Genomic DNA, 12,773 nt, shown 5'->3' on the forward strand with positions numbered 1-12,773 from the left:
CCCGGACGACCGCCGTGCCGACCGCCTTGTCGTGGAACCCGCGGCCGTCGCGGTCGTAGACCGCGGCGGGGAGCACCAGGCACAGCAGCAGCGTGCGTACCACGACCGCGAGCGGCGTCAGGTGGTCCCGGGTCACCGACACCACGCGCAGGCCCATGAAGCGCTTGCCGACCGTGTAGCCGAGGGTGCTGACCAGCAGCAGGTTCTCGGCCGCGAAGACGGCGAGGGTGCCCATGTTGGTGCCGGTGGCGTTGAGGTCGCCGCGGCCTATGAACGCGAACGCGATGACGTAGCAGAGCATCCAGTCGATGACGAGCGCGAGGAGGCGCCTGCCGGTGGGTGCGAGCGAGTTCGAGCCCTCCTCAGGCAGGCCGAGGCGTTTGCCCTGGTAGCCGAACTCCTCCTCTTCAGAGGCGGGGGCAGGGGCCGTATGCCGCTCCGCCTGCCGCGGGGGCCGCCCGGCGGCAGCCGGACCGCCGCCGGATCCGCCCGCACCGCCCTGCCGATTGCCGGTTCCGTTGCCGGTCCGCTTACCGGCCTGTTTCCTGGTCACGACACCACGGTAGATGAGTGACGTGGACAACACTCCCACCGGGGCAAACGCGAAGGATGCGGCAAGATCGGCGGGGTCGCAACAAGACTGGCCCGATTGGGCGACCACGTAACTTGTGTGAAACATTCGGGACACCAGCGGGAAACCGCTCCGCCATACCTTCGGGACCAGTGGCCAGCGGGGAGAAGGGCCGCCCCCGAGAACGAGCAGCTAACCCGAGCCCGGAGCCGGGTCGAGGAGGCATGGATGTTCAACAACGCCGACGAGGTGTCGCGGTACATCACCGACAACGACGTCAAGTTCGTCGATGTCCGGTTCTGCGACCTGCCTGGCGTCATGCAGCACTTCACGATCCCGGCCGAGATCTTCGAGCCGAACGAGTCCCTGGCGTTCGACGGCTCCTCGATCCGCGGATTCCAGGCGATCCACGAGTCCGACATGGCCCTCCGCCCGGACCTCTCGACCGCCCGTGTCGACCCGTTCCGCAAGGACAAGACGCTCAACATCAACTTCTTCATCCACGACCCGCTCACGGATGAGGAGTACAGCCGGGACCCGCGCAACATCGCCAAGAAGGCGGAGCGCTACCTGGCCGGCACCGGGATCGCGGACACCGCGTTCTTCGGCCCCGAGGCCGAGTTCTACGTCTTCGACGACGTGCGCTTCGAGACGAACGCGCACGAGTCGTACTACCACATCGACTCGGTCGCGGGCGCCTGGAACACCGGCCGCGTCGAAGAGGGCGGCAACCGCGGCTACAAGGTCCGCTACAAGGGCGGCTACTTCCCGGCCCCGCCGGTCGACCACTTCGCCGACCTGCGCGCCGAGATCTCCCTCGAACTGGCCGCCGCCGGCCTCCAGGTCGAGCGCCAGCACCACGAGGTGGGCACCGCCGGCCAGGCCGAGATCAACTACAAGTTCAACACCCTGCTGGGTGCGGCCGACGACCTGATGCTCTTCAAGTACATCGTGAAGAACGTCGCGTGGCGCAACGGCAAGACCGCGACCTTCATGCCGAAGCCCATCTTCGGCGACAACGGCTCGGGCATGCACTGCCACCAATCGCTGTGGAAGGACGGCGCGCCGCTGTTCTACGACGAGGTCGGGTACGCGGGCCTGTCCGACACCGCCCGCTACTACATCGGCGGCCTGCTGAAGCACGCCCCGTCGCTGCTGGCCTTCACGAACCCGACGGTGAACTCGTACCACCGCCTGGTGCCGGGCTTCGAGGCGCCGGTCAACCTGGTGTACTCGCAGCGCAACCGCTCGGCGTGCATCCGCATCCCGATCACCGGCTCGAACCCGAAGGCCAAGCGCATCGAGTTCCGCGTGCCGGACCCGTCGTCGAACCCGTACCTGGCGTTCTCCGCGATGCTGATGGCCGGCCTCGACGGGGTCAAGAACAAGATCGAGCCGCTGGAGCCGGTCGACAAGGACCTGTACGAGCTGGCGCCCGAGGAGCACTCGGCCGTCCCGCAGGTGCCGGGCTCGCTGCCCGAGGTCCTGAACGCGCTTGAGGCCGACCACGAGTACCTGCTGGAAGGCGGCGTGTTCACCCAGGACCTCATCGAGACCTGGGTCGACTACAAGCGCACCAACGAGGTCGACCCGATCCGCCTGCGCCCGCACCCGCACGAGTTCGAGATGTACTTCGACATCTGAGACGTCGGAGACGTCCGAACCCCGTGCCGCGGTCCTCTCCGGCTTGCCGGGTGAGGCACCGCCCACGACTCGAAGGCCCCGCCATGATTCGCTCTGGCGGGGCCTTCGATGTTTTCCGGACGCCGGCCGATTGCCCGGGTTCGGTGAACTCCCTTCGGATGGCCGGAAATCGACGGTGCGGCGGGTTGCCGGCGGAGAAACGCGACAGGTGGGCACCCCCGGACGGGCCGTTCGACTATCCGAATCACGCAGCCCGATATCCCTATACGGTTTCTTGGGTGACGATGGCTCCGGGAGTGCACGTGGGGTGAACCCGCGTCACTCCCTTCCTTGTTTCCGACAGGCGAAGGAGCCGCCGTGCTACTAGTGACCGGAGCGACGGGCAACGTCGGATCGGCTTTGGTCGACACACTCACCGCGGCTGGGCACCGCATCAGGACTCTGACCCGCAATCCCCTGGCCGCCGACCCGAGCGGCGAAGTCCGCCACTTCATCGGCGATCTGAACAAACCGAACTCCCTGGACGGCGCCTTCACCGGTGTCAAAGCCGTCTTCACCCTCGCCGGATACGACGACATGCCGGCCCTCGCCGCGACGATGCGCGACCAGGGCGTGGAACACGTCGTGCTCATGACCGGCGGATCCGCCGGGATCCGGCGCATGGACAACGCGATTTCCCGGTACATGACGTTGAGCGAGCGTGCGATTCGCGAGTCCGGGATGACCTGGACGTTCCTGCGGCCGCGCGCGTTCATGTCCAATTCCCTGAGGTGGGCACCCCAGTTGCGGGCAGGCAACGTGGTACGTGTCCCGTTCTCGTGGCGGCGGACGGCGTTCATCGACCCCCGCGACATCGCCGCGGTCGCCGCGGAGGCCCTCGTCTCCACGGAACACCGGGGGAAAATCCTGGAGTTGACCGGCCCCGACGCGCTGCTGCCCGAGGAACAGGTGGAAATTCTCGGCGCGGCCCTGGGGCGCGAGCTCCGCTTCGAGGCGGTGCCGAACGACGAGGCCCGGGCCGAAATGGAGTCGCGGATGCCCAAGGAACGGGTGGACGCGTACTTCGGCTTCTACGTCGACAACCTGATCGACGAATCCGTGGTGTTCCCGACCGTCGCGGAAGCCACCGGAAGGGCGCCGCGCGATTACGCGTCCTGGGCGACGGTGAACGCCCACCGCCTCGCCGCCGCCTAGGCCGCGGAACGCGCCCGCCCGTGGCGGGCGGCGCCCGAAGCCGGTAGGCGGGCGGGCGCGGCGTGTTTCCGGACAACGTCACCGCGCGCCGACAGGTTGCAGGTCGGCCGAAACACGCGGCGCGGCGCCGCCGGTCACTCCTCGTGCGTGATGGTGCCGAACTCGTCCATGAGCGGGTGAATTTGGCTGGGTCCGTAGTTGTCCACGTCGGACGGACGCACGGACTCGGGGCCGTCGGCACCGATGCGGACCATGCGGCCGACGCGGGCGACGGAGTACAGGCGGTCGTCCACGGTCAGGCTGTTGGCCCGCACTTGCGCCTGGTACTCGTGCGCGATGGCGGCGTACCGGGCGGCCTCGTCCTCGGGCAGCTCGTGCATCAGCGGCCAGAAGCGGGTCAGCCAGGTCGTGAGTGAACGCCGCGCGGCGTGCGGCGTGCTCATGAGGCCGGTGAGCGGGGTCCAGGAATCGCCGGTGTGTTCGACGATGCAGTACGCCGGCGGGAGCAGAACCACGCCGGGGTGGGTCGCCATCGCGTTCTCGGAGTCGTGGCGTACTTCGGGCGGATAGCGCTCACCCCGGTAGTGGAGGTGGTGCAGGGCCAGGCGCTCGGTCGTCGCGACCAGGCCGGCCGCGGCGGCGTGGTCGATGACGAAGCCGACGTCCAGCGGGGCGTCGTCGTAGCCGTCCCAGTCGAGTACGGGCGGCTCCGGGTCGGTGGCACGCGGGGGTTCGGGCACGCGGTCACGGCTGAACACGAACTCGTCGGCGCGGACCACGCGGTAGCGGACGTCCAGGACGGTGAGCTCGTCGACGGGCTCGGTCTCCAGGACGGCGACTGCGTCGAGGAGTTCGCGGCGGACGCGCGGATCGTCGGTGCCGTCCTTGGCCTTGAACCACAGATGCGAGTTGAGGGCGTCGCGCGACTGCTGCGCGAATCCGTCGGTTATGGAGGTGAGCACCCGCCAATCGCCTCGGCCCGGCGGCGACTGCGTGGCAATGCCGAACACCGGGCCGCGGACGTTGAGCGTCGTGTAGCGCGTGCGGGCGATCGAGGCATCCGCCTCCACCGCCGCGGCCACCGGGTGGTCGTCGACCTGGACCCGCATGACAAGAGGAGCGGGATCATCCGATTTGTCGCTGCTCATGGTCCATTGATCTCACAGCGGACACTCCCCTGTCAGGCGATTCGCCACCTCCGGCTGGTTCGCACCCCGAGGAGCCGAGCGCGCGCTCCGCGCGGAGGGCGGGGAGGGGTTGAGGCGAGGGGAATTGAGAGGAGAGGAGGCGGGGCGAGCCTCCTTTTTTGGGGGGGTTGGGGCGGGAGGGTTGAAGCGATGGGAGTCGGATGGAGGAGGGCAGGCGAGCGAAGTCGGAGGGAACGTCGGAGGCGGGGAGGGGTCGCGAGGAGACGGAGGTTGGAGGCGCGGGGAGTTGGGGCAAGGCACGGTCGGCGGCGAGAAGGTCAGTGTTGGCGGCCCCGTGGCTTCAGTGGAGTGGGGGGTAGTTCAGGGGCGTCGAGCCGCGGGGAGTGGTAGCCGTGGACCACGCCGAAGCGTTCCTCGGCCTGCCATTGGGCGCGGGCTTCGGCGATCTCCTCCGAGGTGCGGCCGACGAAGTTCCACCACATGACGATCTTCTCCGCGAACGGCTCGCCGCCCACGAGGATCAGGTTGGACGCCGCCTCGGTGCGGATCCGCACGTCGCGGCGGCCGCAGCCGAGGTAGAGCAGGGAGCCGATCGGCACCGGCACGCCGTCGACCACCGCTCCCGGCTCGGTGGCGATGACCGCGTACTCGAAGTCCCGTTCCAGCGGCAGCCGTACGTCGGTGTCGTCGGCCAGCGTGAGATCCGCCCCGGCGATCGGGGAGTACGCCCGCCCCGGCGACCGCGCGCCGTCGATCTCGCCCATGATCACCGTGCCGGAGATCCCCGGGGCCTCGAACCGCGGCAGCTCGGTGTGCAGTTCGAAGTGCGGGTCGCCGTTGCGCGCGTCGTCCGGCAGTGCGGTCCAGAGCTGCACGCCGTGCAGGAACGGCTCGTGCGGCACCGGCGATTCCTCGGAGTGCGAGATGCCGCGCCCCGAAGTCATGAGCCCCAGGTGACCCGGCAGGATCGTCGCCGTGTGTCCCTCGCTGTCCCGGTGCAGCATCTCGCCGCGCCGCAGCCAACTCACCGTCTGTAGGCCCATGTGCGGGTGCGGGGCGACCTGCGCGCCGGGCGTGTCCGCGATGTCGTCGGGGCCGTAGTGGTCCAGGAAGCACCACGGACCGACCATGCGGCGGCCGAGCGTCGGCAGCATGCGCCGCACCGGACGGTCGTCGCCGATGCTGACCTCCCGACCGCGGATGAGGTCCAGGGCCGGTTCGGCCGAGACGTCCTCGCGGCCGCCGCACTCCTTGAGGGTGGGCTTCGTTTCCAGATCACTCATGGGGTCACCGTAACCGGGGTCGCCGCGGAGTCGGCGGACGCCGCCGGGGAGAGCCCGGGCAGGCCGCCGACGGCCGCGCGGAGGAGGTCGAGCTGCGCGGCGTAGGCCGCGCCGTCCGGCGGGGTGAAGATCAGCAGTTGCTGGTCCTCGCTGGGCGTCAGCAGCCGTTCGCAGACCAGGTCGAGGGTGCCGACCACCGGGTGCACGACGCGCATGCGGCTGCTGCGGCGCACGCCGACCTCGTGCAGGTCCCACAGGCGTGCGAACTCCTCGCTGGCGTCCCGGAGTCGGCGCACCAGGCGGACGCTCGCCGCGTCGTGCCCGCGCCGCGCCACGGCCGCCCGCAGGTCGGCGGCGTGCCGGCGTCCGTGCTCCTCCCACTCGTCGAATGGGTACGCCGCGCGCACGACGGGATCGGTGAACCACCGCCACACGATGTTGCGCCCGTGTTCGGAGACGGTGCAGACGCCGCCGAACAGTTCCTGCGCGAGGCCGTTCTGCGCCAGCACGTCGCCCAGGTCACCGAGGATCTGCGCGGGAGTGTCGGCAAGGCGGTCCAGGAGGTGCCGCAGCGCGGGGCTGACGGTCTCCCCCGCGTGCCGTCCGGCGGGCGGGCGGTGTCCGGCGAGCAGGTGGAGATGGTCGCGCTCGTCGTCGCCGAGGCCGAGGGCACGCGCGAGCGCGCCGAGTATCTGCGGGGACGGCTGCGGCCCGCGTGCCTGTTCGAGGCGTACGTAGTAGTCCGCGGACATGCCGGTGAGTGCGGCCACCTCTTGGCGGCGCAGCCCCGGCGTGCGGCGGTGCGGTCCGTCCGGCAGCCCGACGTCGGCCGGGCGCAGGCGCTCGCGCGAGCGGCGCAGGAAGTCGGCCAGTTCGCGGCGGTCCATCCCGGTGGCCATGTGGGTGCCCTCCCCGTGTCGCGGCGTCCGCTCGGCTTTGCGTTTTCGTTACCCAACCCCCGTTACCAACGGTAACTTCGCGGGGTTACCCTCCAGTCAACTTAGTACGGGCTCACCGCACCACCCCACGATCCCCCCGTCGCAGAGGGAGCAGGCATGAGCTCAGGAAAGGTTCCGCGCGCACCCGGCACCGCCGCCCGAGCCGCAACGGGCACCACACCGATCCGCACCACACCACTCCGCACCACACCGGGCGGCACCACGCCCGGCACCAGGCGCAGCGCCACCCGCCGCCGCGTCCGATCGCGCCTCGCGGTCGTCCTCGCCGTCCTCGCCGCGCTGCTGGTCCCCGGCGTCGGCGCCGCACCGCAGGCCGCCGCGGCCGGGCCGTCGTTCCGCTTCGTCGACGTCCCGGTGGCCCCCGGCGTCGTGCTCAAGGCCAACGTGTTCGTGCCCGAGGGCGCCGACGCCGCACACCGCGCACCGGTCGTGGTGCTGCCCGCGAGCTGGTCGATGCCGCAGATCGAGTACGTCGCCCAGGCCGAACAGCTCGCCGAGAACGGCTACATCGCCCTCTCGTACACCGCACGCGGCTTCTGGCTGTCCGGCGGCGAGATAGGCGTCGCCGGACCGGACGACGTCGCCGACGTCTCCCGCATGATCGACTGGGCGCTCGCCAACACCCCCGCGGACCCCTCCCGCATCGGCACCGTCGGCGTCTCGTACGGCGCCGGCCTCGGCCTCCTCGCCGCCGGCCACGACCCGCGCATCAAGACCGTGGCCGCCCTCAGCGGATGGGCCGACCTGGTCGACTCGATCTACGCGGGCCAGACGCAGCACGTGCAGTCCGCCGCCGGGCTCGCGGTGGCCGGATACGCGACCGGGCGCCCCAGCGACGAATTCAGCCGGTTCCTGGGCGACTTCCTGACCACCGCCAACGTGCCCGAGCTGATCGCGTGGGCGAACATCCGCTCCCCCGCGACCTATTTGGACCGCATCAACGCCAACGGCGCGGCGATCCTGCTCGCCAACGCGTGGGGCGACAGCATCTTCCCGCCCAACCAGCTCGCCGAGTTCTACGAGAAGCTGACCGTGCCCAAGCGCCTGGAGTTCCGGCCCGGCGACCACGCGACGCCGGAGATCCCGGGTCTGGCCGGGTTGCCCAACGACACCTGGGCGAACACGCGAGCGTGGCTCGACCACCACCTCAAGGGTGTCGACAACGGCATCGACCGGCAGCCGCCGGTGCAGATCAAGCCGCGCATCGAGGGCGGGTACGAGGGCTACGGCAATTGGGCGGACCTGACCGGTTCGCGGCTGAACCTGCGGCTCGGCGACAACGGCTGGTCGCGCACGGGTCCGCTCGCCCCGAACGCGGGCACCGGCTGGAGCACGCGCATCGGCACAAATATCGATTCAGGCGCCGACGGAGGCGTGATCTTCCTGACCAACCTGGTCGAGGAGTACCTGCGCATCCCGCCGATGGTGTCCGTGCCGCTGCTGCCGCGTGCGGTGTCGGCGGTGTGGCAGTCCGACCGGCTGGCCGCCGAAGGCCAGGTCCGCGGCACGACAACGTTGCACGTGACGGTGAATCCGAGCGCGTCCAACGGCACGTTTGTGGCTTATCTGTACGACGTCGACTCGCTCGGCGTCGGCAGACTCGTCACCCACGCGCCGTACACCTTCTTCGGCGTGCAGCCCGGGCGGCCCTTCGCAACCGAAGTGGAGATGCTCGCGACGGCATACGACGTCCCGGCCGGCCACCGGCTCGCACTGGTGATCGACACCGTCGACCCGCTCTACATCGAGCAGAACCCGGCGTTCTCGACCCTCGCGTTCGGCTCCCCGAGCGCGGATCCCTCGTGGATCTCGGTGCCGCTGCGCTGACCTGCGCGGTACCCGCCCCGGGACAGCCCCGGGTCCCGCCCGCACAAGGGACCCGGGGTAGTCCCCAGGGCGTACGCGTGATCGCCCGAACCGTACCCGCGGGTGATCGGCGCACCCCCCTCCTCTGGCAGACTGGGTCCTTATGGGGGAAACACCGACCCAGCAGACCCCGCCGCGGACGTCGCAGGACGCACCGGCGGCGATGGGCTCCGCATCCGCGGCGGAAGAACAGGCGCCGCTGGCCGCGCGCGTACGCACGTACCTGCAAACCCCCCGCCGCCCGCGCTTCATCGTGGAGCTGGCGCTCGTGGCGCTCAGCTACTGGGTCTACTCGCTCATCCGCAACGCGGTCCCCAACCGCGAATCCCTCGCCGTGGAACGCGCGTGGCAGCTCCTCGACTTCGAGAAGTCGCTGCACATCGACGTCGAGTACGCCATCAACCACGCCGCCGACAAGGTGACCTGGCTGATCGTGGGGATGAACTACTACTACGCCACGCTGCACTTCGTCGTGACGATAGGCGTGCTGGTGTGGCTGTTCCGCTGGCATCCGGGCCGCTACCGGGCGGTGCGCACCGTCCTGTTCGTCACCACCGGGCTGGCCCTGTTCGGCTACTTCTTCTACGCGTTGGCGCCGCCGCGGCTGCTGCCCGGCGCGGGCTACATCGACACCGTGCTCGTGCACAACACCTGGGGCTCGATGGCCTCCGGCAACATGAAGAACGTGTCGAACCAGTTCGCCGCGATGCCGTCGATGCACATCGGCTGGTCGACGTGGTGTGCGCTGGCCATCTGGAAGTTCGCGAAGCCCATGTGGGTGCGCGTGCTCGGCCTGCTGTACCCCCTGGTCACGCTGATCGTGATCATGGCGACGGGCAACCACTTCATCCTCGACGCGGTCGGCGGGTGGATCACGCTTGCCGCGGGCTTCGCCGTCCAGCGGCTGCTGAACGGGCGTTCGGCCTACCAGTTCCCGCGCTACACGCCCGATGACCCGAGGTCTGAGGAGTACGGCGGCGACGGGGACGACACCGGTCTGGACGGCTCCCCCGGCCACGAGGACCACGAGTCCGCCGCCTCGGGGAGAATCCCGGCACGGGGTGCGAAATCCCCCAGAGCGCCGGACAATTCCTCCGGTAGTCAGCGCGAACCGGCCGGTGCCTCCTTCCCGTCGCCGTAGCTCTCGCCGTAGAACACGCGGTCGACAACCGCCCGGGCGTGCCGCGTGATGCGGCGGTAGTCCTCGATCACGGTGCCCGCGCCCACCGGCCCGGCGCCGGTCGCGCGGTAGCCGAGCAGGCGCGCCACCCCGGCGAGTTCGCGCACGTCGGAGGGGAACTGGTCGGACGGTCGGCCGCGTACCACCATGACCGCGTTGCGCACCCGGGTCGCCTCCAGCCACGCGTCGTCCAGCACCTTGGCGTCCTGTGCGTCCAGCAGCCCGGCCTCGGCCGCCGCGGCCAGGGCCTCGCGCGTCCCGGTGGTCCGCAGTTCCGGAACGGCGTGCGCGTGCTGCATCTGAAGAAGCTGCGCGACCCACTCCACGTCGGCCAGACCGCCGCGTCCGAGCTTGGTGTGCGTGGTCGGGTCCGCGCCACGCGGCAGCCGCTCGGCCTCGATGCGCGCCTTCATGCGCCGGATCTCGCGCACCTCGGCGTCGTTCAGTCCGGCCTGCGGCCAGCGCAGCGGCGCGATGAGGTCGAGGAACCGGGCGCCGAGGTCGGCGTCCCCCGCGACCGGCGCGGCGCGCAGCAGCGCCTGGCTCTCCCACAGCTTCGACCAGCGCTCGTAGTAGGCGCGGTACGACGCGAGGGTCCGCACGAGCGGGCCCTGCCGGCCCTCCGGCCGCAGGTCGGCGTCGACCACGAGCGGCGGGTCGGTGGCGGGCAGTTGCAGCAGGCGGCGCATCTCGTTGGCGATGGCGTGCGCCTGCTTGGCCGCCACGTGCTCCTCGGTGCCCTCCTCGGGCTCGTGCACGAAGACGACGTCGGCGTCGCTCGCGTAGCCCTGCTCGTGTCCGCCGAACCGGCCCATCGCGATCACCGCCAGGCGGGTGCCGACGGTCTTCCCGGTTTGCCGCGCGTACTCGTCGGCCGCCGCCCGCAGCGCGCCGGTGAGGGTCGCGGCCGTGACGTCCGACAGTGCGCGGCCCACGGCGTCGACGTCGAGCCTGCCGAGCACGTCGGCGGCCACGATGCGGAACAGCTCGCGGCGGCGCACGCTGCGCGCGATCTGGACGGCGACCTCGGCGCTCGGCGCCCGGCCGACCGCGGCCAGAACCTCGGCCTCCAGGGCGGTCCGGGAGCGCGGCCGCAGGCCGTCCGGGTCGCCGAGCAGCGCGACCGCCTCGGGCGCGCGCAGCAGCAGGTCGGGGGCCAGACGTCCGGACGCCAGGACGCGGGCCATGTTCTCGGCCGCCGCGCCGCCGGCCGATCCGGCGCCCGAGTCGCGCAGCAGGCGCAAATACCAGTGCGTGTTGCCGAGCGCGTCGGAGACCTGCCGGAAGGCCAGCAGGCCCGCGTCCGGATCGGCGGAGTCGGCGAACCAGCCCAGCATGACCGGCAGCAGCGTGCGCTGGATGGACGCGCGGCGGCTCACCCCGGAAGCCAGCGCCTCCAGGTGGCGCAGCGCCCCGACCGGGTCCGCGTACCCGAGCGCCTCCAGGCGTTGGGCGGCGGCCTCGGCGGTGAGCCGGGTCTCGCCGGGCTGGAGCCGGGCGACGGCGTCGAGCAGCGGACGGTAGAACAGCTTCTCGTGCAGGCGGCGCACCTCGTGCTGGGTGCGGCGCCAGGTGGCCTCCAGTTCGCCCACCGGGTTGGCCCGGAAGCCCATCGAGCGGCCGAGCCTGCGCAGGTCTGCGGAGTCGGTCGGGAGGAGGTGGGTGCGGCGCAGGCGGTGCAGCTGGATGCGGTGTTCGAGGAGGCGCAGGAAGCGGTACGCCTCGTCGAGTGAGGCGCCGTCGGCGCGTCCGACATAGCCCTCGGCCGACAGCGCGGCCAGGGCGTCCAGGGTGGATCCGCTGCGCAGCGACGTGTCGGCGCGGCCGTGCACGAGTTGCAGCAGTTGCACGGCGAACTCGATGTCGCGCAGGCCGCCGGGGCCCAGCTTCAGTTCGCGCTCGACCTCGGTGTGCGGGATCGACTCGACGACGCGGCGGCGCATGGCCTGGACGTCGGGCACGAAGTTCTCGCGCTGCGCGGCGGTCCACACGAGCGGCGCGATGTGCTCGAAGTACCTGCGGCCGAGCGCCATGTCCCCGGCCACCGGGCGGGCCTTCAGCAGCGCCTGGAACTCCCAGGTCTTGGCCCAGCGCTCGTAGTACGCCAGATGGCTGGCGAGGGTGCGGACCAGCGGGCCGTTGCGGCCCTCCGGACGCAGGTTGGCGTCGACCGGCCAGATGGTGCCCTCGCGGGTGGTGTGCGAGCAGGCGCGCATCATGGCGGCGGCGATGCGGGAGGCGGCGGCGAGCGCGGCCGCCTCGTCCACGCCGGGCGGGGCCTCGGCGACGAAGACCACGTCGACGTCGCTGACGTAGTTGAGTTCGCGGCCGCCGCACTTGCCCATGCCGATCACCGCGAGCCGGCACTGCTCTGCCTCGGCGGGGTGTTCGCGGGCGGCCAGGTCGAGGGCCGCGTCGAGGGTGGCCCCGGCCAGGTCGGCCAGTTCGTGGGCGATCTGCGCGACGTCGGCGGTGCCGCAGACGTCGCGGGCGGCGATGGAGAGGAGGCATCGGCGGTACGCGACGCGCAGCGCGTCGAGCGCGCCGTCGCCGGACAGCGTGCCGTTCGTGCGGTCGTCGAGGGCGGCGCCGAGCGTGCGGCGGAAGTACTCGGGCGTGGGGTGCGCGTCCTGCACGTCGTACGTGACCAGGGTCCGCCAGTCCTCGGGGTGCCGGGCCAGGTGGTCGCCGAGTGCGGCGCTGACGCCGAGCACGCCGAGCAGGCGGTCGCGCAGCGGCTTGGCCGACGCGAGTGTGGAGAGCAGGACCGGGCGGTCGTCGGCGGCCTCGGCCAGGCGCACCAGGCCGAGCAGCGCGAGGTCGGGGTCGGCCGTCGCGGACAGCCCGTCGAGCAGTTGCGAGTCGTCGCGTATGCCCGCGAGGACCGGGTCCGCGAGGCGCCGCGGGGGGGGGGGGGGGGGGGGGGGA

Annotated in this window: 9 protein-coding genes; 4 read left to right on the forward strand and 5 right to left on the reverse strand. The window is 71.2% G+C overall.

All coding sequences use genetic code 11. The features are described 5' to 3' along the window. Positions 1-553 (reverse strand): RDD family protein (locus ACRX5S_RS18245; protein WP_436774000.1); only part of this gene is annotated, 553 nt, incomplete at its 3' end. Between the two features lie 246 nt (positions 554-799). Between ACRX5S_RS18245 and glnA the strand changes: the two genes are divergently transcribed. Continuing rightward, a complete protein-coding gene (gene glnA, locus ACRX5S_RS18250) occupies positions 800-2,215 on the forward strand; it encodes a type I glutamate--ammonia ligase (protein WP_436774001.1) in 1,416 nt (471 codons plus the stop codon). Positions 2,216-2,581: 366 nt separating this feature from the next. Beyond that, entirely contained in the window at positions 2,582-3,409 is an 828-nt protein-coding gene (locus ACRX5S_RS18255; protein WP_436774002.1) for an NAD(P)H-binding protein, read from the forward strand. Positions 3,410-3,543: 134 nt separating this feature from the next. Here the strand turns inward: ACRX5S_RS18255 and ACRX5S_RS18260 are convergent, their stop codons facing one another. The 3 genes from ACRX5S_RS18260 to ACRX5S_RS18270 all read right to left on the reverse strand — a co-directional run bounded on the left by ACRX5S_RS18260 (position 3,544) and on the right by ACRX5S_RS18270 (position 6,739). Then, positions 3,544-4,557, reverse strand: a complete 1,014-nt coding sequence (locus ACRX5S_RS18260) for a DUF5954 family protein (protein WP_436774003.1) — start codon at positions 4,555-4,557, stop codon at positions 3,544-3,546. A 317-nt stretch (positions 4,558-4,874) separates the two neighbouring features. Further along, the gene (locus ACRX5S_RS18265) at positions 4,875-5,840 is read right to left on the reverse strand and encodes a pirin family protein (RefSeq protein ID WP_436774004.1); all 966 of its coding nucleotides are present in this window, start codon (positions 5,838-5,840) and stop codon (positions 4,875-4,877) included. After that, positions 5,837-6,739: a helix-turn-helix transcriptional regulator gene (locus ACRX5S_RS18270; RefSeq protein WP_436774005.1), complete on the reverse strand. Its 903-nt coding sequence runs from the start codon at positions 6,737-6,739 to the stop codon at positions 5,837-5,839. Before ACRX5S_RS18270 ends, ACRX5S_RS18265 begins: the two co-directional genes overlap by 4 nt. 156 nt (positions 6,740-6,895) lie before the next feature. Here ACRX5S_RS18270 and ACRX5S_RS18275 point away from each other — a divergent pair, with 156 nt between their 5' ends. Continuing rightward, a complete protein-coding gene (locus tag ACRX5S_RS18275; protein ID WP_436774006.1) occupies positions 6,896-8,626 on the forward strand; it encodes a CocE/NonD family hydrolase in 1,731 nt (576 codons plus the stop codon). 142 nt (positions 8,627-8,768) lie between these two features. After that, the gene (locus ACRX5S_RS18280) at positions 8,769-9,806 is read left to right on the forward strand and encodes a phosphatase PAP2 family protein (protein ID WP_436774007.1); all 1,038 of its coding nucleotides are present in this window, start codon (positions 8,769-8,771) and stop codon (positions 9,804-9,806) included. Here the strand turns inward: ACRX5S_RS18280 and ACRX5S_RS18285 are convergent. Next, on the reverse strand, positions 9,767-12,773 hold a 3,007-nt coding region (locus ACRX5S_RS18285), incomplete at its 5' end, for a bifunctional [glutamine synthetase] adenylyltransferase/[glutamine synthetase]-adenylyl-L-tyrosine phosphorylase (RefSeq protein ID WP_436774008.1). The two genes, ACRX5S_RS18280 and ACRX5S_RS18285, sit on opposite strands and share 40 nt — an antisense overlap.

Source organism: Yinghuangia sp. YIM S09857 (genome assembly GCF_051388915.1).
In the GTDB taxonomy this organism is placed as follows: Bacteria; Actinomycetota; Actinomycetes; order Streptomycetales; family Streptomycetaceae; genus Yinghuangia.

What these genes read in the sequence shown, in the direction of transcription:
- ACRX5S_RS18270 (WP_436774005.1), bottom strand. Translation starts at nt 6,739, where the DNA reads ATGGCCACCGGGATGGACCGCCGCGAACTGGCCGACTTCCTGCGCCGC.
- ACRX5S_RS18280 (WP_436774007.1), top strand. Translation starts at nt 8,769, where the DNA reads ATGGGGGAAACACCGACCCAGCAGACCCCGCCGCGGACGTCGCAGGAC.
- glnA (WP_436774001.1), top strand. Translation starts at nt 800, where the DNA reads ATGTTCAACAACGCCGACGAGGTGTCGCGGTACATCACCGACAACGAC.
- ACRX5S_RS18275 (WP_436774006.1), top strand. Translation starts at nt 6,896, where the DNA reads ATGAGCTCAGGAAAGGTTCCGCGCGCACCCGGCACCGCCGCCCGAGCC.
- ACRX5S_RS18265 (WP_436774004.1), bottom strand. Translation starts at nt 5,840, where the DNA reads ATGAGTGATCTGGAAACGAAGCCCACCCTCAAGGAGTGCGGCGGCCGC.
- ACRX5S_RS18260 (WP_436774003.1), bottom strand. Translation starts at nt 4,557, where the DNA reads ATGAGCAGCGACAAATCGGATGATCCCGCTCCTCTTGTCATGCGGGTC.